This is a genomic window from Pseudomonas sp. GB2N2, assembly GCF_054897705.1.
In genome coordinates this window covers 578,050-599,141 of sequence record NZ_CM142701.1, presented here as the reverse complement: position 1 = coordinate 599,141, position 21,092 = coordinate 578,050, and the positions used below count along the sequence as shown (strand labels likewise).

Here is a 21,092-nt window from a genome sequence, read left to right as displayed (position 1 = left end):
GTCTATCAGCCTCTGCACCTGTCGGGTCCCGAGACGGGTCCATGCCAGGTGGGGCATCGTGATCCATTGAGTTAGCCATGACGCACCTCATTGATGAGGTCCAGCAAATCTGGGCCGTACTTGTTTGAAGGTCGCGCGCAGACACGGTGCTATCGAGTAGACCAGCGGTTAGTCGCTGTCCGCGAGAAACCGGTCGCGGCTGTTGGTCAGGTGCAACCACATCGCTGCCCGCGCCGCGTCCGCATCCTGACGCTTGATCGCGTTGAGAATCGCCTCGTGCTCAAGGTTGGCCAGATGCCCGAGTTTGCTCAGATCCGCCGCCCCGCGCTCGGCCGCATTGACCCGAGTCCGGGGAATCATGGCGCTGCCCAGGTGCTGCATGATTTCGGTGAAACAGACGTTGCCGGTGGCTTCGGCGATCAGCAGGTGAAAGCGCTTGTCGGCTTCGACGCAGCTGTCGTTGTTGGCGAGCAGGCGTTGATAGTCGTCCAGCGCTTCGCGCATCTGCACCAGTTGTGGGTCGGTGCGACGCGTGGCTGCCAGCGCGGCGGCCTGGGTTTCCAGGCCCATGCGCAACTCCAGAATGCTGCGCACCCCCAACGCTGTATCGACGTTCAGTCGCAGCCCTTGCTCCGGCGCGCGCTCGATCACGAAGGTGCCGATGCCGTGCCGGGTTTCCACCAGCCCCGATGCCTGCAATTTCGAGATCGCCTCGCGGACCACGGTGCGACTGACGCCGTGTTCCTGAACGATGGAGTTCTCCGAGGGCAGCTTGTCCCCGGGCAACATTTGGCCCAGCAGAATGCGCTGGGTCAGTTGGGTGACCAGGTCGTGGGCCAGGTTGTGAGTGCGCTTGCGGGCAGGCGCGTCGAGGTCTTCTTGCATGGCGATCATCCGAGAGCAGAGCTGACGGAATCGTAGCATTGCGGTCTCTTAGAAGCCTCTTTAAATAGCATCTGCTTGTATGACAACACTCAACAAATGACCTAAAATTTGCAGAACCTCAGCTACCAACGAACCAAATTGATCTAACAAACGCCGCGTAAACCGCCATTTTGATGACTCACGCCCTTGCAGAACAAAAAAACTCAGTTGTATGATGTCTATCAACAACACTGCCCAGCAACACCCCGCATAAAAATAATCAGTGGGAGAAACGCAAGTGAGTACATCCATCTCCGGGATGCACGAAGGCACCGATTCGGTGCTGAAGTCCGCCATCTCAAAAGTGAAACGCCACGTTCTGCCGCTATTCGTCATCATGTTCATCGTCAACTACATCGACCGCGTGAACATCGGTTTCGTCCGCGTCCACATGGAACACGACCTGGGCATTGGCGCAGCCGCCTACGGCCTCGGTGCGGGTCTGTTCTTCATCGGTTACGCGCTGTTTGAAGTCCCCTCCAACATCCTCCTGCAAAAAGTCGGCGCGCGAATCTGGCTAACCCGCATCATGCTGACCTGGGGCCTGGTGGCCGCCGGCATGGCGTTCATCCAGAACGAAACGCACTTCTACATTCTGCGATTCCTCCTCGGCGTGGCCGAAGCCGGGTTCTTTCCGGGGGTGATTTATTACTTCACTCGCTGGCTGCCAGGTGTTGAACGCGGGAAGGCCATCGCGATTTTCCTCAGCGGCTCGGCAATGGCTTCGCTGATCTCCGGCCCCCTGTCCGGGTTGCTCCTGCAACTCAACGGGTTTGGGCTGCACGGCTGGCAATGGATGTATTTCATCGAAGGCATGTTCTCGGTAGGCCTGTGCGTCTTCGTCTGGTTCTGGCTCGACTCCAAACCCCACGATGCCAAGTGGCTGAGCCGCGCAGAGCAGGACGCGCTGGTCAACGCCATCGACGCTGAGCAACTGGCCCGCGAAGCTGTGACGCCGATCAAACCGTCGGTAGGCACGCTGCTCAAGGACCGCCAGATCATCCTGTTCTGCCTGATCTATTTCTTCATTCAACTGACCATCTATGCCGCGACCTTCTGGCTGCCGAGCATCATCAAGAAGATGGGCGACCTCAGCGACATTCAGGTCGGCTTGTTCAACTCGATCCCGTGGCTTCTGTCGATTGTCGGCATGTACGCGTTCGCGTCGCTGTCGGCGAAATGGAAACACCAGCAAGCCTGGGTCGCTGCCGCGTTGCTGATCGCGGCCGCCGGGATGTTCATGTCCACCACCGGCGGACCGGTCTTCGCCTTCGTGGCGATCTGCTTTGCAGCACTGGGATTCAAATCCGCCTCGTCGCTGTTCTGGCCGATTCCCCAGGCGTACCTGGATGCACGGATCGCCGCCGGCGTGATCGCGCTGATCAATTCGGTGGGCAACCTCGGCGGCTTCGTTGCGCCGACCACTTTCGGGCTGCTGGAAGAGCGCACCGGCTCGATTCAGGGCGGGCTGTACGGGTTGGCCGCAACATCGATCATTGCCGCCATCATCGTCTTCGCTGCACGCAATATACCCAAGGCGAGCGCCATTACGGCACCGGGCAAACCAGCGCCCCACCACGTCTGAACACCGGTTCAAAAGGATAAGAAAATGAACGCACACGACGCAAAAGCCCCGATCATCACCAGCATGCAAGTGGTTCCGGTGGCCGGGCACGACGGCATGCTGCTAAACCTGAGCGGCGCCCACGGTCCGTTTTTCACCCGCAACATCGTCATTCTCAAGGACAACGCCGGCCACACCGGCGTCGGTGAGGTGCCGGGTGGCGAGCGTATTCGCCAGACGCTGGAGGACGCCCGTTCACTGGTGGTCGGCAGCCCGATCGGCACGTACCAGAGGGTTCTCAATCAGGTCCGGCAGACCTTCGCCGACCGCGATGCCGGTGGTCGCGGTTTGCAGACGTTCGACCTGCGCATCACCATCCACGCCGTCACCGGCCTGGAAGCGGCACTGCTGGATTTGCTCGGTCAGCATCTGGATGTGCCGGTCGCGGCCCTGCTCGGCGAAGGCCAGCAGCGCGATGAAGTGAAGATGCTGGGTTATCTGTTTTATGTCGGTGATCGTAACGAGACCGATCTGGCTTACCGCAGCGAGCCGGACGCGGACAACGACTGGTTCCGTGTACGCCATGAAAAAGCCATGAGCGCCGACGCCGTGGTGCGCCTGGCCGAGGCCGCCCACGCGCGTTACGGTTTCAAGGACTTCAAACTCAAGGGCGGCGTGCTCAGTGGCGATGCAGAAATCGAAGCCGTCACCGCCCTCGCCGAACGCTTTCCCGACGCGCGCATCACCCTCGACCCCAATGGCGCGTGGTCGCTGAAAGAAGCGATTCGCTTGTGCCGGGATCAGCATCACGTCCTTGCCTATGCCGAAGACCCGTGCGGTGCGGAAAATGGTTATTCGGGCCGCGAAGTCATGGCAGAATTCCGCCGCGCTACGGGTCTGAAAACCGCGACCAACATGATCGCCACCGACTGGCGGGAAATGGGCCATGCGATTCAGTTGCAGTCAGTGGATATTCCGCTCGCCGACCCGCATTTCTGGACGATGCAGGGCTCGGTTCGAGTCGCACAGATGTGCCACGAATGGGGCCTGACCTGGGGTTCGCACTCCAACAACCATTTCGATATTTCGCTGGCGATGTTTACCCACGTTGCGGCCGCCGCGCCGGGCGAGATTACCGCCATCGACACGCACTGGATCTGGCAGGACGGCCAGCGCCTGACCAAGGCTGCGCTGCAAATCGTCGAAGGGTGTGTGCAGGTGCCGAAAAAACCGGGGCTGGGGGTTGAACTGGATGTGGATCAGTTGGCCAAAGCCCATGAACTGTATAAAGGCATGGGGTTGGGCGCGCGGGATGACAGCGTGGCGATGCAGTTCCTGATTCCGGGCTGGACGTTTGATAACAAACGGCCATGCCTGGTGCGCTAGTCCGGCAGGTACACTGCCCTGAAATCCCAAGGGCAGTGGCACACACATGCATAACTTCAGACTCGGCAAAGCCTTATCCTTTAGCGTATTTGGACTGTTTTTCGGCACAGGTCAATGCCTTGCCGGGAATGCCACTGACCAGCAGATCGAAGCGGCGGTCAAAGCAGCCGTCGTGCCCGTCATGCAGCAGCAAAACATTGCAGGCATGGCGGTCGCGGTCACGCTCAACGGCAAGCCACATTACTTTAACTATGGCAACGCCTCGAAAGAAACCGGCAGCGCGGTGACCGAAGACACCCTGTTCGAGATCGGTTCGGTGAGCAAAACCTACACCGCCACCCTCGCCGCCTACGCTCAGGCCAGCGGTAAACTGTCCCTGTCAGACAAGGCCAGTCACATCTTGCCAGCCTTGCACGGCAGCGCGTTCGACAACATCAGCGTGCTGCAACTGGGCACCTACTCCGCCGGTGGCCTGCCGCTGCAATTCCCGAACGAGGCCGATGCCGCGGACAAGATGCTCGGCTATTTCAAACAGTGGAACCCGCTCTATCCGGCCGGCAGCCATCGTCTGTATTCGAACCCGAGCCTGGGCCTTTTCGGCTATCTGGCCGCCCGCAGCATGGGCCAGCCGTTTGATCAATTGATGGAAAAAACCTTGCTGCCCAAACTTGGGTTGCAACACACCTTCCTCAAGGTGCCGCCGACCGAAATGGGACTTTACGCTCAGGGTTACGACAAGGATGACAAACCCGTACGGGTCGGGCCGGGTGCGCTGGATTCCGAGGCCTACGGCGTGAAAACCAGCGCTGCCGATCTGCTGCGCTACGTTGAAGCGAACATGAAACCGTCACGCCTGGAAGCGCCGATGCAGCGGGCCATCGCCACGACGCATACCGCCTACTACACCGTCGGCGACATGACGCAGGGCCTGGTCTGGGAGATTTACCCCTACCCGGTCACCCTCGATACATTGCTTGCCGGTAATTCAACGCAAATGGCGATGGAGGCTCATGAAGTCCAGTGGCTGAACCCGCCGCGACCTCAACCGGAAAACGTGCTGTTCAACAAAACCGGTTCCACCGGTGGCTTCGGTGCTTACGTGGCGTATGTACCGTCGAAAGACATCGGCATCGTGATTTTGGCCAATAAAAACTACCCGAATCCGGAGCGCATCAGGATTGCTCACACGATTTTGAGCGCATTGAGCGAATAACCACCCGCGGCGCAAACAAAATGGGCGACCTCTTCAGGTCGCCCATGTGCGTTGTATTCGCGTTCAGTCGTCAGGCATTTCCGCTGGTTTGGCTGGTTTTGCCGGTTTCACCGGTTTGGCACCTTTGGCGCCTTTGGCATCCTTCGCCGGTACGACCTCTGCGGCGGGTGCCGCGACGGTCGGTGCGGCCGCTTCTTTCTCGGCCATCGGCATCTGGTCGATGGCACTGAAGATCGCCTTCAGATCCACCGTATCCGACTGTTCCAGTTTCTTCTCGCCATCCTTGCCGACCAGAATCACCTTGGTCTTCGCCCCCGCGCCCAGCTTGAGCGAACGGATCAGTGCCGCCGTGTCTTGGGGTCCCAGGTCCTTGCCATCGCGCTGCCCCATCAGATTGAGCACGGTGTAAAGGACCATGTTGCGGTCGGTGAATTCTTTGTGATTGGCTGGATCATCCAAGGACTTTTTCAGGCTGACCCATGCCGGATCAACCGTGCTTGGCGCGATGACGATCAATGGCCTGGACCTGCCCTTGTCCATGTCCAGTGGTGAGTCGCTATCGGCAGCGAGCAAGGGACCGGCCAGGGCCAGCAAGGTTGTCAAGGTCAATGACCTGATGAGCATGCGCATCTCCTTTTGATATCCACGCTCTAATGATTGCGCATCGCGGCGTTCGTTCCGGGTGACGCACCGCAATTGTGTTCCGCCATGACCCAAGCTTAGGTCAGGGCCGACATTGCGCAACAGATTGCGAGGCGCTCTGCAGGAAATCCTCAGCGGGCCTCAAGCGGCTTCGGCAGCCAGTGCCGGAATGGAAAAGGTAAATACACTGCCGGTCCCCGCTTCGCTTTGCACCCAAAGCTCGCCGCCATGGGCTTGCACAATGCTGCGACAGATATACAAACCCAGGCCGCTGCCATTGGGGTTGCCTTCGCGAAGCGTCCAGTAACGCTCAAAAATGTGCTGCAAATGTACGGCATGGATACCACTGCCATTGTCACTCACTGAAATCAATACCTTGTCATCTACCTGGCGGGCGTCGACGTCGATACGCCCGCCTGTCGACGTGAATTTGATCGCGTTACCCAACAGGTTCGACAGCACCTGAAACAAACGCTGCGGGTCGGCGTTAATGACCAGGCCTTCGGCGCTGCTGCAATTGAGCTCGATGTTTTTGTGTGACGTGAGCGTCACCAGCAACCCGCAGGCTTGCTCCAACAAATCGACCACATCCAGCGGCTTGCACTCCAGCGGGTACTGGCCGGCGTCGAATTTCGACTTGTCGAGCAGATCGGCGATCAGCGTGTTCATGCGATCGGTGGCTTCTTCCATCGTCCCCAACGCCGCGTTCATGCGCACGGTATGCACGCCGTCGTCCCGCGCGACCAGACGCTGCATCATCCCGCATTGCATGATGATGATGGTCATAGGGTTGCGCAGGTCATGGGACACCACCGCCACCAACTCATCACGCACGCGCACCGCTTCATGCTCGCGATTCACCTGACGGGCGAGGTCGTTCTCGATGGCATAACGGCGCAGCTCTTTGACGGCATAAGCATCCGCCGCGGTCCATTCCTGCGCCTTGCCTTCCACCAGTTTTTCCCAGAGAGCAAAGGACTTGCGCGGTTGCAAGGCGCGCCGGGCGTCACCGCCAGCGCTGAAATGTTCATCGGGATTGCCGCTCCACTTCATGCTGGAGCGCAGTTGCGGACGGAACCACAACACGCCGTTGTCCACCGGCTTTGGCAACACGAAGGCCAAAAGCCCGCTGGCGACTTCGCTGTAACGGGCACTGGCGCCGTGCACGCTTTGCAAGTGATCGGTCAGCAGTGGCTCGCCACTGTCCAGGCATCGCTCGCGCACCCACAGGTACAGCGCCCGGACCTCCTCCACCGTCGGGCAGTTTCCGAACAGCTGCAAGCGGTCTTCGATCAGCACGGCCACACCACCGGCGCCGGTCAGGGCCAGGAGTTTTTCCGGTTGCTCGAGCAACCCTTCCAGCACGTCCTGTTCAGCGCTTTGCATGGCCCGCGTCAGTTCCTTGATCAACTGCGTTTTTTGCCCCCGCTGATGCTGTTCGTCGCGAATCTGCAAAGCGGGTATCTGCACGCTGAGCAGTTGGGCGATGGCTGCGCACATTGTGCGCACGGGGTAACTGACCAACAACGGCTGCGGATGAGCGCAGGTGACCAACCCCCACAGCTGATCATTCTCCAGCAGCGACAGGCTCATGGACGCCCGCACGCCCATGTTTTCCAGGTACTGGCAATGCACCGGCGACACGCTGCGCAGCACCGAAAACCCCAGGTCCAGCGGCTCCCCGGTATCCGGGCGCAACACGGGAAGAATCGGCACCGGCTGATAACGCGCGTCCGGAATCACGCGGATCCAGTTCAGGCGATACAGCTCGCGGGCTTGCGCTGGAATGTCCGAGGCGGGGAAACACTGCCCCAGGTATCCGGGCAGAATGCCGCCCAATGCCTCGCAGATGACTTGCCCATGCCCTTGCGGCTGAAAGCGATAAATCATCACCCGGTCGAAGCCGGTCAGCCGGCGGATTTCGTCGACGCTGACCCGGTACAAATCGTCCAGAATGCTCGCCGATTGCATTTTTCTCAGCGCACGGAGCAGGTTGCCAGTGCGGTCGGGCATGCTGTCGGAAGCCGGCTCAAGTTCCAGAATGATGACGCCGACATGGCGGTTGAGCGAGCCGTTGAAGCGCTGCCCGGAAAGTGTCAGCGACAACGGATTGGCATCTTCAAGGTCTGTCGACAGCAGTGCCTGACGCACCTGTTCCGTCGCCTCTTCACCTGCCAGCGCCGACAACGGTTGCTGCAACAACGCCGCCGCCGTCTGCCCCAGCCACTGCGCGCAATTGCGGCTGATCTGTTCAATGATCAAGGCGTTTTCGCTGAGGGTCAGCAGTACCCCGTGGGGCTGGATCGAACCGGGAATCCTGATCGCCTCGCTGGCACATTCGGCCAGCGCGGCGTCGAGTTGCTCATCAGTAAGGCGGTTCATATCAACACCTCGCAGCGCTCAAGCCACGCCTCGAAGGCGTCGAAGGTTGCCTGGGCCGCCGCCACCGACTGCGCGCGTTCAGCGGGCTCATGCACTTCATACAGGCAGGCCAGAAACCCCCGCCACATCAACAGGGTCGAGGTGCCATACACCGTGATAAACCGCCCGCCCTTGTGCTCATCGATACCGAGGCGCGAGTACAAGCCATTACGCAGCGATTGCCCGCCCAGCGTTGCACCTTCGAGGACGTAGAGTACGCCCAGCACATCGGCCACGCTGCGGGGCTGAAAAGGTAACGTGCAGAGGGGAATGGCCTCAATCGCGGCGATGTCCAGGCCCAAGGCATAATGGTCAGCTTCGAGCGACGGGATCTTGCTGCGGATCAGCCAGTCCAGGTCGGGAATGCTCATCGCGATCTGGAACAACTGGTTTTCCAGCGGCCGATAAAAACCGTAATACGCCTCGATCAGCCGGATATAGAGCAGACGATCGACAGTGAAAAAAGGAATGCGTTTTTCCAGCGCCTGATGGTGGTGGGTCGTCGCGATGCGCAGCTCACTGAGAATCAGCGGCAGGCTCTTCGACGGGGCCGTCACGACAATATGTCGAGGGAAAACCGGGCTATGTGGATGTGAATGTGTGCGCTTGGCGTGTGCATGGGCCACTTCGTCCTTGTCGAACAGGGGAGAAATGCCGACAGGTCACTCGCGAGCGAATGAAGGGTGGCTTTTCACCGTAGCACCTATACCGGGCAGGGGGTGGTTTGTTTCTGCCATCGGCAGCGATCAGAACGCCAGTTTGTACCCGATCAGCACCAGCATCGCGGCCAGGCAAGGGCGCAGCACTTCATCGGAGATGCGGCCGGTCAGGTGGCTGCCGAGGTAAATCCCTGGCAGCGAACCGATCAGCAAGAAACCCAGGACGTGCCAATCCATGTTACCCATGCTCGCGTGGCCAAGCCCGGCGACCAGTGTCAGGGGCACAGCGTGGGCGATTTCCGTGCCGACCAGGCGGCGGGTCGGCAGCAGCGGATAGAGAATGAACAAGGCCACGGTGCCCAGTGCACCGGCGCCAATGGAGGTCAGGGCGACCATGGTGCCGAGGATCAGGCCGGTGATCACGGTCAGCACATTCAAGCGCCGGCCACTCGGGTTGTACTGGCCGCCGGCGCGTTTATGAGCGAAGTCGAGCAAGCGTTTCTTGAAGAAAATCGCCAGCGCCGTGGCAAACAGGACAAAACCCAGCGCTTGTTTGATGATGGCGTTCATCGCGTCGGGAGAGGTTTGCAGGCTGCTGAGAAACCACAGCGTCAGCGCCACCGCCGGCACACTGCCGAGGGTCAGCCAACCGGTGATGGCCCAATCGATGTTGTTGTTCTTGCGATGAACCAGCACGCCACTGGATTTGGTGATCGCCGCGTACAACAGGTCCGTGCCGACTGCGGTGGCCGGATTGACGCCGAACCACAGCAGGATAGGGGTCATCAACGAACCGCCGCCGACGCCGGTCATCCCGACGATAAAACCCACCACCAGACCTGCCACGACCAAGCCGAAATTACCAAAATCCATAACACGCCCACAAAAAAGCATAAAAAAACTGGCCCGCAGGATAGCGATTTTTCTTATAACGACTTATATCGATAGGATCTATCGTTATGCCCGAATCGCATTTCTGCAGGAGCCGGCTTGCCGACGATAGCGGCGTGTCAGTAACCGTAATGTTGGCGATGCGACGCAATCGCCGGCAATCCTACTGAACGGGGAGGAAGTTGAGGAACAGCAGGCTTTGCGCGTAGTTCAGGCCGATCCTGCGATAACGCTCGTCGAGCATCTGGGTCAACAAGTCCAAACGTGCGACTACCTTGCCGAACTCCACGGCAAAACTCAGGTTGCTGCCCTCCTCCGAGATTTCATTGGAGAAAAGCAGGAGTTCGCCGTTTTTGTCTTGCCGCTGACTGAGAATCCAGGTGGCCTTCTCGATGTTGCGCGCGGCGTTGCTGACGAATGTCGGGCTGATCGCATCGGTCATGTAGAACTCCAGCCGATTGCCGTGCGCAGTCACCAGCATGCTGCCGATGGCATAGATGAAGGCGCCAACCCGGTCGCCCAGAAACTCCGGGCTCATGGCATAACTCAGCGCCGCCAGATCCTTCTTGCCCCCCAGCGTCGGCAGCAGTTGTTGCTGTTCGATGGCCATGCGCACTTGTTTGCCGGCGGTGCGGGCGTCAAGAAAACCGGATTTTTTCAGCTCCTGCGGGTTACGCAGATAGAGCTTGCCCATGAGCAGATACAGACTGTCGAGGTTGTCGCGCATCGCCAGCGTGGCCATGCGGTCGACGCTGGTCTGGAGGAATTCCTGGGGGCGGCCTTCGCGAAACTGGCTGACGATGTCCTTCCCTTGCTGCTGGCTGCAACCGGACATGAACAGCATCGACAGCACGGCGAGCAGCAGGCAATGGCGGCGGATGTGCACAGCGGTGAGGGGTGAAACTCGGGCCATGGGCGCTTGAACTTGGGCATGGGCCGGCGGTGGGGATCGCCGCAGGCTGGCCAAGGATAGAGCCGTGGATGACGAAAAAGTGCAGTGCCGGCAGTCTGTAAAACGGTAGAGGCGGTTAATTAGTCTGACTTTATTTACGCAAAATTGTAAATACGAGCTATAAATCCTTCCTGATCGGTTTATAACAGATCACTAGTATGACTACTTTGCAAATAACAACAAAAAGGAAGGTTAACCATGCTTCAATCCCGCTACCCCCTTTGCGTCCTCGGACTGTCGTTGATGATCGCCACCCTCTCCGCCCAGGCCGCCGGCCTGTCCAGCGTACATAAAGCCTTCGGCAAAACCAGCGACGGTAAGCCCGTCGAGCAATACGTGTTGCGCAACAGCCACGGCATGCAAGCCACAGTCATCACCTACGGCGCGACGTTGCAGGCGCTTGAAGTACCGGACAAAAACGGCAAACTCGATGACGTGGTGCTCGGTTTCGATGATGTGCTGGGTTACCAGAGCGGCAAGGCCTACTTCGGCGCAACCATCGGCCGCTTCGGCAATCGCCTGGCCAAAGGCTCATTCGAACTCGACGGCAAGCGCTTTCAGGTGCCACTCAACGACGGCCCGAATTCATTGCACGGTGGCCCGCTGGGTTTTGACAAACATGTGTGGAAAGCCGAACCGGCCAAAGGCAAGGACTCGGTGGGCGTGACCCTGACGTACTTGTCGGCGGACGGCGAAATGGGTTTCCCTGGCAATCTGAAGACCGAGGTGACGTATAGCCTCAATGACAACAACGAGTTGCGCATTGAGTACAAGGTTTCCACCGATAAACCGACGGTGTTGAACCTGACCAACCACAGTTATTTCAACCTTGCGGGCGCGGGCAACGGTGATGTGTTGCAACAGGTCGCGACCTTGCACGCCAGTCATTACACGCCGGTCAACGCTACATTGATTCCGACCGGAGAAATCGCTCCGGTGGCCGGCACGCCGATGGACTTTACCCAACCGACGGCGATCGGCAAGCACATCAAGGCGGACCATCCGCAGTTGAAGTTTGCCGAACCTAAACAGGGCGGCTTCGATTTCAACTGGGTACTGGATGGCAAGGGTGATTTGGGGAAACTGGCGGCTGATGTCAGCGATCCGCGTTCGGGGCGGCGTTTGCAGCTCTATACCACTGAGCCGGGTGTACAGTTTTATACCAGTAACTTTCTGGATGGGTCGGTGAAGGGCAAGGCTGGCAAGACGTATGCGCATTGGAGTGCGTTCACGCTGGAGACTCAGCATTATCCGGATGCGCCGAATCAGCCTGGATTTGCGTCGACGCGGTTGGACCCGGGGAAGACTTATACGCAGACTACGGTGTTGAAGTTTTCTGCTCGTTGAGGGCTGGGTTTGAGTTTGGGTGAATATGCGGCTGTTCGATACTGGCGGCGATTGGTCCCCTCACTCCGGCATTGCTTCGCGGGTCGCTTCAGATCAAATCAACATCAAAAACTCGGCGGCCTCTGGGCCGACCGGGGCATCAAGCGGGCGCGCTTCGCTTATTTGATCGTGCACATCCTCTGGCTGACGCCATCCCCTGTAGGAGATTGCTCCGGGCGACGTTCCGACAAAAAACGCCCGGGCAACGCGTTCATTCAGGCAGCCCGCGTTATCGTTGACGTCCATCGCAGGCAAGCCAGCTTCCACAGGGGACCGCGCCGCGTTACCGCAGAAACGGATATTCACACGATCCAGCGAGGACTTCGTTCTCGAACGCAGCCTCGCAAGCTCGACAGCTGCTAAAAGTCGACGGAACCCATGAGCTATCCTGCTGCCAACGTAAGTATCGACCCAACAAGCACAGGATGTTTTCATGCGGACCCTCGAACTCGCCGGCATCAATGTCCCCGTCATTGGCCAGGGCACCTGGCGCATGGGCGAAGATCCCGCGCGGCATTCCGAGGAAGTCGCCGCGCTGCGCCTGGGCATCGAACTGGGCATGACCCTGATCGACACCGCCGAAATGTACGCCGAAGGCGGTGCCGAGGACGTGGTGGGCGAAGCCATCACCGGCCTGCGCGACAAAGTTTCCCTGGTCAGCAAGGTCTACCCGCACAACGCCAGCCGCAAAGGCATCACCCAGGCCTGCGAACGCAGCCTGCGCCGGTTGAACACCGACTACATCGACCTGTACCTGCTGCACTGGCGCGGCCAGTATCCGCTGCAAGAAACCGTCGAAGCCTTCGAACGCCTGCGCGAAGAGGGGAAGATCGGCCATTGGGGCGTGTCCAACTTCGATGTCGATGACCTGCAGGAACTGGCGTCCCCGGCCTGCGCCACCAATCAAGTACTCTACAACCTGGAGGAACGCGGCATAGAATTCGATTTACTGCCATGGTGCCAACGCCAAAACCAGCCGTTGATGGCCTACTGCCCCATCGGCCAGGGCGGGGCCATGCTGGCGCACCCGACGCTCCAGCAAGTGGCCGCCCGTCACGCGGTCACACCGGCACAGGTAGCGCTGGCATGGATTCTGCGACAGGATGGCGTCATCGCCATCCCCAAAGCGGTCCGGCCTGAACATGTGCATCTGAACGCGCAGGCCGCGCAATTGCAGCTTGAAGTCGGGGATCTGGAGGCGCTGGACCGAGCGTTTCGCGCGCCACAACGCAAACAGCGACTGGCCATGGTCTGAGCCATCGCGGTTCTGTCAGAGGGCTTCTCATGAGAAGCACCGATCAGCTCGACGCTTTTAATCTGCAGCGCTTTGTCCAGGCGCAGGATCCGGTGTTAGAGCGTGTGCAAAACGAACTCGGCGCGGGCCATAAGCGCAGTCACTGGATGTGGTTCATCTTTCCGCAATTGTCCGGTCTGGGCGGCAGCGAAATGTCCCGGCGCTTCGCCATTCGCTCCGGCGAGGAAGCGATGGCTTACCTCGACCATGCACTGCTGGGCGCAAGGCTGCGCACCTGCACGCAATTGGTGCTGAATATCCAGCAGCGCTCCATCGGCGAAATCTTCGGTCATCCGGATGATGTGAAATTCCATTCGTCGATGTCCCTGTTCGCGCAATTTTCCCCGCCACACAGCCTGTACCACCAAGCGCTCGAACGTTACTGCCATGGCATTCCCGATGAATGGACGCTGACGCTGCTGGACTCAAAACAGGCCCAACTGCCCCCCAATCAGGGTTGAGAAATCGTCGTCCACGAACGGCAGGATCGCATCTGCTACCGGTTGCAGCTGCCGACTGACGTAGTGGTCGTAATCGATGGGCGCACTGCGGATTTCCAGCGGCTCGGGCCCGGCGACGGTGATCACATAGCTGATCCAGCCGCCATTCTGGTATTGCCGCGGACGGCCCTGCTGGTCGTTATAGTCATCAGCGATCCGCGCCGCGCGCACATGCGGCGGCACATTACGCTCGTAGTCATCCAGGGTTCGACGCAGGCGCTTGCGGTAGATCAGACGATCATCGAACTCCCCCGCCAGGGTTTTGCGCACGTACTCGCGCACATACTCCTGATAAGGCTGACGATGGAAGATCCGTGAATACAGCTCTTGCTGGAATTGCCGGGCCAGCAGCGACCAGTCGGTGCGCACGGTTTCCAGACCTTTGTAGACCATCTCATCGCTGCCGTCGGCACGGGTCACCAGTCCGGCATAACGCTTCTTGCTGCCCTCCTCCGCGCCACGGATCGTCGGCATCAAAAAGCGTTTGTAGTGGATTTCGAACTGCAATTCCAGCGCGCTTTCCAGCCCGTATTCGTCCCGCACATGCTCGCGCCACCACTGGTTGACGTGGTCCACCAGCGCGTGGCCGATGTCCGCCGCTTCCCGCTGACCGTGGGCACGGCGCAGCCACACGAACGTCGAGTCGGTGTCGCCGTAGATCACCGTGTGCCCCTGGGCTTCGATCAATTGGCGGGTGCGCAGCATGATTTCGTGGCCGCGCAAGGTGATCGACGAGGCCAGGCGTGTATCGAAAAAGCGGCAGCCGCTGGAACCGAGCACGCCGTAGAAGGCGTTCATGATGATTTTCAACGCTTGGGACAACGGCGCGTTGTGTTCGCGTTTGGCGGTTTCGCGGCCCTCGGCGACCCGGGCGACGATGGCAGGCAGGCAATGCCGGGTTCTGGAAAAACGTGCCCCGCGAAAGCCTGGCACAGACTCGCTGTCTTCAGGGTGCTGCAAGCCCTCGATCAGGCCCACCGGGTCGATGAGGAACGTGCGGATGATCGATGGATAAAGGCTTTTGTAGTCGAGCACCAGCACCGATTCGTACAGACCAGGCTGCGAATCCATGACAAATCCGCCGGGGCTGGCCTGCGCCGGTTTGGTGCCGAGGTTGGGCGCGACGAAACCTTGGCGGTGCATCAGCGGCATGTACAGGTGAGTGAACGCCGCCACTGAACCGCCGCTGCGATCCGCTGGCAAACCCGTGACGCTGGCTCGCTCCAGCAGGAACGTCAACAACTCGGTCTTGGCGAAAATCCGCGTGACCAGTTTGCAGTCCTTGAGGTTGTATGTGGCCAGGGCCGGTTTGTCCTCGGCGAACATGCGGTTGATTTCGTCCATTCGCTGGTACGGCGTACTGATCGCCTTGCCCTCGCCAAGCAGGGTTTGCGCGACGTTTTCCAGGCTGAACGAAGGAAAGCTCCAGGTCGCCGAGCGCAGGGATTCGATGCCGTCGATAATCAGGCGCCCGGCGGCCGAGGCGAAATAGTGGTTACGACTGCCGTGCTCGCGCCACTGCATTTCTTCACCACCACGCCCCAGTTTCAGCGGGACCGCCAAGCGCCGTGCGTGTTCGTGCAGCACGCGCAGGTCGAACTGCACGACGTTCCAGCCAATGATCGCGTCAGGGTCATGCCGGGCGAACCATTCGTTGAGGCGTTTCAGCAGCAGGGTTCGCGACGCGCAGTATTCGAGTTGGAAATCCACCTCGTTGTCGTCGCCATTGGGCGGTCCGAGCATGTACACCTGACGCTCGCCACAGCCTTCCAGCGCGATGGAATACAGATCGCCTTGCGCGGTGGTTTCGATGTCCAGGGACACCAGCCGGAGATTGGGTCGGTAATCCGGATCGGGTTTCATCTGTGCGTCGAGCAGCAGGCCTTCGGCATTCGGCGTGCCACCGAACATCACCGGCGCGGTGATGAAGCGCTCCATCATGTAGCGCTCCGGCGGTCGCACATCGCCCTCGAACAGCTCGACCCCGGCCTTGCGCAGTGCGGTTTCCAATCGGATCAATTGGCCGTGCTGCCGGCAATACAGGCCGAGCACCGGGCGATGCTCGAAATCCACCAGGGACAGGGGTTTCAACTCGACGTTCTTTTCGCCGTGCAACACCTGCTCTGCCTGCTCGCGCTGCCCGGCCGGAATGAACGCCACCGACGTTTGATAAGGCAGGCGGATACGCCGGGGACCGTTGTCGGTCGCCAGCCAGAACTCGACTTCCGTCCCGGTCGGGGTATCGCGCCAATGCCGCGTCAGGACGAAGCCCCGCTGTAAATCCACCACTGCAACCTCGAATTCGATGTAGAGCGCGATTCTACGCGGCATTGAAGGTGATGGCGCTCTCTGAAATACGCCGCCGCCCCTGTAGGAGTGAGCCTGCTCGCGAAGGCAGTGTGTCAGGCGATTATTTTTGGACTGACACACTGCCTTCGCGAGCAGGCTCACTCCGACAAGGTCAGTGGTGTGTTCGAAATGTGAGGTTTATCGAAGAAAAACCGCCGAATGGCATTTTTTGCACGTTATCTGCCGCTTTGTCCCTTGCCCTCAGCGCCTGCGTCTACGATTCTTCAAGGACAACGACAACACCCGAGAAGCCACCATGAAAACCGTCGCCCAACTGCTCAAGTTGAAAGATCAGAAAAATCAGGAAGTGCATCAGATCAAGCCGGATCACATGGTGCTCGAAGCGCTGATGAAGATGGCCGAGAAGAACGTCGGTGCCCTGCTGGTGGTGGAGAATGACGAAGTGCTGGGGATCATCAGTGAACGCGATTACGCGCGCAAACTGGTGCTGCATGGCCGCTCTTCCGTAGGCACGCCGGTGCGCGACATCATGGCATCCCCGGTGATCACCGTGGATTCCAGCCAGACCGTCGACACCTGCCTGGGCATCATGTCCGACAGACGCCTGCGCCACTTGCCGGTGGTGGATAACGGCCAGCTGCTCGGCTTGCTGTCGATCGGCGACCTGGTCAAGGAAGCGATCGCCGAACAGGCTGAACTGATCCGGCAGCTGGAGCAGTACATCCGCGGCGAATAACCCGAACACACCGCAATTGTTATTGCGGTGTACCTCAGGCCGGCCAATGCCGCGCAAACACCGGTGCCAGCGTCGGGTGCCGGTCGATGCGCTCCAGCCAGGCGAAAAAACCCGGGCGAGCGCCGCGCAAATGTTCCCGGCTACCGGCCCACCGCGTGATCACCGCCGCCAGCACATCCAGCGCTCCGGGCGTTTCCTCCCCCAAGTACAACTCGCCGGAAAACTGATCGGCAAACACCTCCCAACTCCAGTGCAGTCGCGCGCGCGCACCGGCCACGAGGTTGTCTCTGGAAGATTTGTCCGCCACGGCCAGCCAGCGCTCCGGATAGTCGATAATGCCGATCGCCGCGTAACAATTGCTGACGATAAAGGCCATTCCCCGGACCGCTTGATCGCGTTCGCCGGCGTTGTCCGGCAGCAACCGCGACGTGGGAAACGTCAACCCGAGGTGAATCAGGATCGCCGCACTCTCGGTGAGAATGCTGCCATCGGGCAGTTGCAGGGTCGGGATCTGCTTCAGCGGGTTGAGTTTCTCCAGGGCGCTGGCCGCCTCCGCCGACGCCTCGACATCGATGAAACGGTAAGGAATCTCGCAGAGTTCCAACGCGGCTTCGATCGCGGCGGCGCCGGAGTTCTTGTGTCCGAAGAGCTGGTACATAAACACCTCCTTTGCGTGCTCTCTTTGTAGCAGCTGACGCCGGCGGTGCCTGAAAATTTCTTTTTTTAGCACTGCATCCAAATCGCTTTCCGACGGGTAGTACCTTTAGCAGCTCCTGTTGCTGCGCGCGAATTACTCATAAACGGAGAGATTTTCATGAACGCCAGACAATTGATTTGCCTTGCCGGTTTGCTTACCGCCGTTCCTGCGGCCTTTGCCCAGACCAACCTGCCCGACAGCATCAAAGTGCCTGACGGGCACAAGGTCGCCCTGGAAACCACCGGGGTCGGCGAGATCACTTACGAATGCCGCGACAAGGCCAACGCCGCCGGGCAGACCGAATGGATTTTTGTCGGCCCCAAAGCGGTGCTCAACGATCGCAGCGGCAAACAGGTTGGCACCTACTTCGGCCCACCGGCAACCTGGCAAGCGAAGGATGGCTCGAAAGTCACCGGCACCCAACTGGCCGTCGCACCGTCGAGCCCTGGCAACCTGCCCTATCAACTGGTCAAGGCCAACCCGGCCGAGGGCAAAGGCGCGATGAGCGGCGTGATTTACATCCAGCGCGTGGCGCTCAAGGGCGGCGTGGCCCCCAGCGCCGAGTGCACAACGGCCAACAAGGGCAAGCAGGAAGTGGTGAAATATCAGGCGGATTATATTTTCTGGGCGGCGAGCTGATCCTTACGTAACCCCCCTGTAGGAGCGAGCCTGCTCGCGAAGGACTTCCAGGCAACGCGTTCATTCAGGATGCACGCGTTATCGTTAACGTCCATCGCGAGCAGGCTCGCTCCTACAGGGATCTGGATTGTTTGCTAGATTGCATGCTGTATGCCCCACATAACGGCTGAGATCTGTGTCCTTGCCCGAACCCATTTTCGACTATGAAGCTCACCTCGCCGCCTGTGGCCGGGGCGAGCGTCAGGCCCTGCGGGATTTATATGTGCAGGAAAGCCCGCGGCTGCTCGGCGTGGCCAAACGTCTGGTGCGCGATACCGCGCTGGCCGAAGACATCGTCCACGATGCGTTCCTCAAAATCTGGGCAGGGGCCGCCGGTTTCGACCCGGCGCGGGGATCGGCGCGGGGCTGGATGTTCAGCGTGACGCGGCATCTGGCGCTCAATTTCATCCGCGACCACAGCCGCGAGATTCAGGGCGAAATCGACGTGTACAACGACGCTGAAACCTTCGATGCCCAGGTCCACTCCTCACGCATTCACCTGTGCCTGGAACAGCTTGAACCCGCAAGGCGCACGTGCATCCTGCATGCCTACGTCGACGGGTATTCCCACGCGCAGATTTCACACAAACTCGGTACCCCGCTGGGCACCGTCAAAGCCTGGATCAAACGGAGCCTGACAGCCTTGCGGGAGTGCATGGGATGACCACCAGACCTGCCGATGAAACCCCGGACGAACGCGATGAACTGGCCAGCGAATACGTGCTGGGCACGCTCTCGGCGGAACGGCGCAGCGTAGTTCAGCAGCGTCTGCACAACGATGCGCAACTGCGCACGGCGGTCGACACCTGGGAGCGCCGTTTGCTCGGTCTGACTGACCTCGCCGAGCCTCAAACGCCATCGTCGCATCTGTGGCAACGCATCGAGCGCAGCATCAACGCGCTGGGCCGACAACCTGCGCCGTCAACGGTCGAGCGGTCATCCTGGTGGAACCTGCTGCCGCTGTGGCGCGGGCTGGCCGGGGCGGGGCTGGCGGCGACTCTGCTGCTCGGCGCGATGCTGCTGACGCAAGCCACGGTCAAACCGACTTATCTGGTGGTGTTGGTGGCGCCGCAGAACCAAGCGCCGGGCTGGGTAATTCAGGCGAGCAATCCCCGGGAAATCCAGTTGATCCCGCTGGGTGTCGCGCAGGTTCCGGCGGACAAGGCGCTGGAGTTCTGGACCAAGGGTGATGGCTGGCAAGGACCGGTGTCGCTGGGCCTGGTGAAACCGGGGCAAACCCTGTCGGTGCCGCTGGACAAGCTGCCGCCCCTGGAGCAAAACCAGCTGTTCGAACTGACCCTGGAAAACCCCAACGGCTCGCCGATTGGCAAGCCCACCGGGCCGATCCAGTTCATCGGACGCGCAGTGAAAGTGATCTGATGCGGCCACCCTCCGACCGTCTGATCGACCGCCGCGCGGCATGAGCATGGCTATAAAACCCTGTAGGAGCGAGCTTGCTCGCGATGGACGTTTACGATGACGCTTACAGCCTGAATGAACGCGTTATCTGGACGTTTTTCGCGAGCATGCTCGCTCCTGCAGTGGTATTCGCCTCCCGCCTTTTTGCCTCTTTGAAACCGGTCATTTCCCCGCCCGCGCCATGCAGCGCTGATACCGCTCGTCCACGCGTTTGGCAAACCACGCCGTCGTGAGTTTGCGGGTGATCTTTGGGCTCTGCAGCACAATCCCCGGCAACACCGCCCGAGGCAACGCGCGGCCTTCGGCCTGTTCGGCCAGCTCGAAAACCCGCTTATAAAGCTCGGTGTCCTCGAATTCGAGGCTTTTTCCCTTCTGCAGTTGGTCGTGGATCGTCGGATTGCGCATGTCCAAGCGCTTGCCGAGGGTTCGCACCGCCAGTTCAGTGGTGCCGGGCATGATCGAATCGTAGGGCACCAGATCGCCGTCCAGCGCCAACGCAATCCCAGAGGCGCGACTCAGCGCGTTCTGGAACGCAGCATTACGGCTCGCGTACCAACCGGCGTTGAAATCGGCGAAACGGTACAGCGGTTGTTGATAGCTCACCGGATAACCAAGCAAATGAGCGATGCCGAAATACATCCCACCGCGACGACTGAATACTTCATGGCGAATCGTGCCGTCCACCGGGTAGGGATAATTGCGCGCCTGTTGTTCGGCGAACTCGATGCTGACCTGCATCGGGCCACCCGTGTGCACCGGGTTGAAGCCACCGAACAGTGTCTGGCCCATAGGCACCATACCGATGAAGTCATCGAAGATCGCGCTGAGTTCCTTCTCACTGCGCGCTGCGCTGAGACGTTCGCTGAAACTTTTGCCGTTGCTGGAGCGCACCTGCAGTGCGGCACTCACCAACAAACCGGGGACGTGGACCTTGGCCGCACGACGGTCGATTTCATCCCGGGCAATCTTGCCGAGGCCCGGCACCGGCGGGTCGACTTGAAAGGTCGACTCTTGCTCGGCGACGGCGAGGACGGAACAGAGGTTTTGTGTGGAGGGGTCAATATTCTGCGCGGCAAACGCCGCATAAATGTCCGTAGCCCAGCCCTGGCGATCGACGGTTTTGGCCGGGAGCAAATGGACGATCTCGGTTTTGACCTCATCGGGTTTTCGCGCCGGGGGTTCCTGGGTGCGCGGGGTTGCGCAACCGGCCAGTGCCAATAGCGCTGCGACGCTGATGATCAATCGATTGGCTTGCATGGTGCTCCATCAGATCCGTTGAACCGGGATTACCATACGATCAATGGCATGGTGCTGGGTATGACTGTGTTGAGGATGTGCTGTTCCGTTTGCGGGCGGGCATTGCTTGCGGGTTGTTGGGGTTGGGGGTACATATCCATTTTTTGAGAGATGGCGGATATGC

19 protein-coding genes and 1 pseudogene are annotated in these 21,092 nt (G+C 59.9%); 10 read left to right on the top strand and 10 right to left on the bottom strand.

What is annotated here, in order from left to right; all coding sequences use genetic code 11:
- Positions 1-168: 168 nt before the first annotated feature.
- Complete coding sequence (locus ACYZT4_RS02680; protein WP_461988530.1) at positions 169-885, bottom strand: FadR/GntR family transcriptional regulator; 717 nt, start codon at positions 883-885, stop codon at positions 169-171.
- A 277-nt stretch (positions 886-1,162) separates the two neighbouring features.
- Between ACYZT4_RS02680 and ACYZT4_RS02675 the strand changes: the two genes are divergently transcribed.
- The 3 genes and pseudogenes from ACYZT4_RS02675 to ampC all read left to right on the top strand — a co-directional run bounded on the left by ACYZT4_RS02675 (position 1,163) and on the right by ampC (position 5,087).
- On the top strand, positions 1,163-2,509 hold the full coding sequence (locus ACYZT4_RS02675) for an MFS transporter (protein WP_461985022.1): 1,347 nt from the start codon (positions 1,163-1,165) through the stop codon (positions 2,507-2,509).
- A gap of 24 nt (positions 2,510-2,533) precedes the next feature.
- On the top strand, positions 2,534-3,874 hold the full coding sequence (gene gudD / locus ACYZT4_RS02670; RefSeq protein ID WP_461985020.1) for a glucarate dehydratase: 1,341 nt from the start codon (positions 2,534-2,536) through the stop codon (positions 3,872-3,874).
- Between the two features lie 75 nt (positions 3,875-3,949).
- Positions 3,950-5,087 (top strand): annotated as a pseudogene (gene ampC, locus ACYZT4_RS02665) (class C beta-lactamase).
- 63 nt (positions 5,088-5,150) lie between these two features.
- Here ampC and ACYZT4_RS02660 read toward each other — a convergent pair.
- The 5 genes from ACYZT4_RS02660 to ACYZT4_RS02640 form a co-directional block, all read right to left on the bottom strand.
- A complete protein-coding gene (locus ACYZT4_RS02660; protein ID WP_461985019.1) occupies positions 5,151-5,711 on the bottom strand; it encodes a DUF4174 domain-containing protein in 561 nt (186 codons plus the stop codon).
- Between the two features lie 159 nt (positions 5,712-5,870).
- Positions 5,871-8,111 (bottom strand): ATP-binding protein, encoded by a 2,241-nt coding sequence (locus tag ACYZT4_RS02655; RefSeq protein ID WP_461985017.1) that lies wholly within the window; start codon positions 8,109-8,111, stop codon positions 5,871-5,873.
- The gene (locus tag ACYZT4_RS02650) at positions 8,108-8,707 is read right to left on the bottom strand and encodes a biliverdin-producing heme oxygenase (protein WP_461985016.1); all 600 of its coding nucleotides are present in this window, start codon (positions 8,705-8,707) and stop codon (positions 8,108-8,110) included. The genes ACYZT4_RS02655 and ACYZT4_RS02650 overlap by 4 nt, the downstream gene beginning before the upstream one ends.
- Positions 8,708-8,896: 189 nt before the next feature.
- Positions 8,897-9,682: a sulfite exporter TauE/SafE family protein gene (locus tag ACYZT4_RS02645; protein WP_461985015.1), complete on the bottom strand. Its 786-nt coding sequence runs from the start codon at positions 9,680-9,682 to the stop codon at positions 8,897-8,899.
- A gap of 181 nt (positions 9,683-9,863) precedes the next feature.
- Positions 9,864-10,613: a hypothetical protein gene (locus tag ACYZT4_RS02640; RefSeq protein WP_461985014.1), complete on the bottom strand. Its 750-nt coding sequence runs from the start codon at positions 10,611-10,613 to the stop codon at positions 9,864-9,866.
- Between the two features lie 237 nt (positions 10,614-10,850).
- Between ACYZT4_RS02640 and ACYZT4_RS02635 the strand changes: the two genes are divergently transcribed.
- Complete coding sequence (locus tag ACYZT4_RS02635) at positions 10,851-11,999, top strand: aldose epimerase family protein (protein ID WP_461985013.1); 1,149 nt, start codon at positions 10,851-10,853, stop codon at positions 11,997-11,999.
- 93 nt (positions 12,000-12,092) lie between these two features.
- Here ACYZT4_RS02635 and ACYZT4_RS02630 read toward each other — a convergent pair whose 3' ends face one another.
- Positions 12,093-12,284, bottom strand: coding sequence for a hypothetical protein (locus ACYZT4_RS02630; protein WP_461985011.1), 192 nt, complete (start codon positions 12,282-12,284; stop codon positions 12,093-12,095).
- 187 nt (positions 12,285-12,471) lie between these two features.
- Between ACYZT4_RS02630 and ACYZT4_RS02625 the strand changes: the two genes are divergently transcribed.
- Together ACYZT4_RS02625 and ACYZT4_RS02620 are read left to right on the top strand one after the other, a co-directional pair.
- A complete protein-coding gene (locus ACYZT4_RS02625; protein ID WP_461985010.1) occupies positions 12,472-13,293 on the top strand; it encodes an aldo/keto reductase in 822 nt (273 codons plus the stop codon).
- 29 nt (positions 13,294-13,322) lie between these two features.
- Positions 13,323-13,793: a DUF1810 domain-containing protein gene (locus ACYZT4_RS02620; protein WP_461985008.1), complete on the top strand. Its 471-nt coding sequence runs from the start codon at positions 13,323-13,325 to the stop codon at positions 13,791-13,793.
- On the opposite strand, the gene ACYZT4_RS02615 is transcribed toward ACYZT4_RS02620, so the two are convergent.
- A complete protein-coding gene (locus tag ACYZT4_RS02615; RefSeq protein WP_461988528.1) occupies positions 13,758-16,118 on the bottom strand; it encodes a DNA polymerase II in 2,361 nt (786 codons plus the stop codon). The genes ACYZT4_RS02620 and ACYZT4_RS02615 overlap by 36 nt on opposite strands.
- A gap of 319 nt (positions 16,119-16,437) precedes the next feature.
- Between ACYZT4_RS02615 and ACYZT4_RS02610 the strand changes: the two genes are divergently transcribed.
- Positions 16,438-16,878, top strand: a complete 441-nt coding sequence (locus tag ACYZT4_RS02610; protein ID WP_461985006.1) for a CBS domain-containing protein — start codon at positions 16,438-16,440, stop codon at positions 16,876-16,878.
- Positions 16,879-16,912: 34 nt separating this feature from the next.
- Here ACYZT4_RS02610 and ACYZT4_RS02605 read toward each other — a convergent pair whose 3' ends face one another.
- The gene (locus ACYZT4_RS02605) at positions 16,913-17,536 is read right to left on the bottom strand and encodes a glutathione S-transferase N-terminal domain-containing protein (RefSeq protein ID WP_461985003.1); all 624 of its coding nucleotides are present in this window, start codon (positions 17,534-17,536) and stop codon (positions 16,913-16,915) included.
- A gap of 156 nt (positions 17,537-17,692) precedes the next feature.
- Between ACYZT4_RS02605 and ACYZT4_RS02600 the strand changes: the two genes are divergently transcribed.
- The 3 genes from ACYZT4_RS02600 (at position 17,693) to ACYZT4_RS02590 (ending at position 19,633) form a co-directional block, all read left to right on the top strand.
- On the top strand, positions 17,693-18,214 hold the full coding sequence (locus ACYZT4_RS02600; RefSeq protein WP_461985001.1) for a DUF3455 domain-containing protein: 522 nt from the start codon (positions 17,693-17,695) through the stop codon (positions 18,212-18,214).
- A 175-nt stretch (positions 18,215-18,389) separates the two neighbouring features.
- Entirely contained in the window at positions 18,390-18,917 is a 528-nt protein-coding gene (locus ACYZT4_RS02595; RefSeq protein WP_461984999.1) for a sigma-70 family RNA polymerase sigma factor, read from the top strand.
- On the top strand, positions 18,914-19,633 hold the full coding sequence (locus ACYZT4_RS02590; RefSeq protein ID WP_461984997.1) for an anti-sigma factor: 720 nt from the start codon (positions 18,914-18,916) through the stop codon (positions 19,631-19,633). Before ACYZT4_RS02595 ends, ACYZT4_RS02590 begins: the two co-directional genes overlap by 4 nt.
- Before the next feature lie 201 nt (positions 19,634-19,834).
- Here ACYZT4_RS02590 and ACYZT4_RS02585 read toward each other — a convergent pair whose 3' ends face one another.
- Positions 19,835-20,929, bottom strand: a complete 1,095-nt coding sequence (locus tag ACYZT4_RS02585; RefSeq protein ID WP_461984995.1) for a DUF1615 domain-containing protein — start codon at positions 20,927-20,929, stop codon at positions 19,835-19,837.
- Between the last annotated feature and the right edge of the window lie 163 nt (positions 20,930-21,092).

Coding starts and splice junctions, on each gene's coding strand:
- ACYZT4_RS02680 (WP_461988530.1), bottom strand. CDS start 885: ATGCAAGAAGACCTCGACGCGCCTGCCCGCAAGCGCACTCACAACCTG.
- gudD (WP_461985020.1), top strand. CDS start 2,534: ATGAACGCACACGACGCAAAAGCCCCGATCATCACCAGCATGCAAGTG.
- ACYZT4_RS02660 (WP_461985019.1), bottom strand. CDS start 5,711: ATGCTCATCAGGTCATTGACCTTGACAACCTTGCTGGCCCTGGCCGGT.
- ACYZT4_RS02655 (WP_461985017.1), bottom strand. CDS start 8,111: ATGAACCGCCTTACTGATGAGCAACTCGACGCCGCGCTGGCCGAATGT.
- ACYZT4_RS02645 (WP_461985015.1), bottom strand. CDS start 9,682: ATGGATTTTGGTAATTTCGGCTTGGTCGTGGCAGGTCTGGTGGTGGGT.
- ACYZT4_RS02640 (WP_461985014.1), bottom strand. CDS start 10,613: ATGGCCCGAGTTTCACCCCTCACCGCTGTGCACATCCGCCGCCATTGC.
- ACYZT4_RS02635 (WP_461985013.1), top strand. CDS start 10,851: ATGCTTCAATCCCGCTACCCCCTTTGCGTCCTCGGACTGTCGTTGATG.
- ACYZT4_RS02630 (WP_461985011.1), bottom strand. CDS start 12,284: ATGGACGTCAACGATAACGCGGGCTGCCTGAATGAACGCGTTGCCCGG.
- ACYZT4_RS02625 (WP_461985010.1), top strand. CDS start 12,472: ATGCGGACCCTCGAACTCGCCGGCATCAATGTCCCCGTCATTGGCCAG.
- ACYZT4_RS02620 (WP_461985008.1), top strand. CDS start 13,323: ATGAGAAGCACCGATCAGCTCGACGCTTTTAATCTGCAGCGCTTTGTC.
- ACYZT4_RS02610 (WP_461985006.1), top strand. CDS start 16,438: ATGAAAACCGTCGCCCAACTGCTCAAGTTGAAAGATCAGAAAAATCAG.
- ACYZT4_RS02605 (WP_461985003.1), bottom strand. CDS start 17,536: ATGTACCAGCTCTTCGGACACAAGAACTCCGGCGCCGCCGCGATCGAA.
- ACYZT4_RS02600 (WP_461985001.1), top strand. CDS start 17,693: ATGAACGCCAGACAATTGATTTGCCTTGCCGGTTTGCTTACCGCCGTT.
- ACYZT4_RS02590 (WP_461984997.1), top strand. CDS start 18,914: ATGACCACCAGACCTGCCGATGAAACCCCGGACGAACGCGATGAACTG.
- ACYZT4_RS02585 (WP_461984995.1), bottom strand. CDS start 20,929: ATGCAAGCCAATCGATTGATCATCAGCGTCGCAGCGCTATTGGCACTG.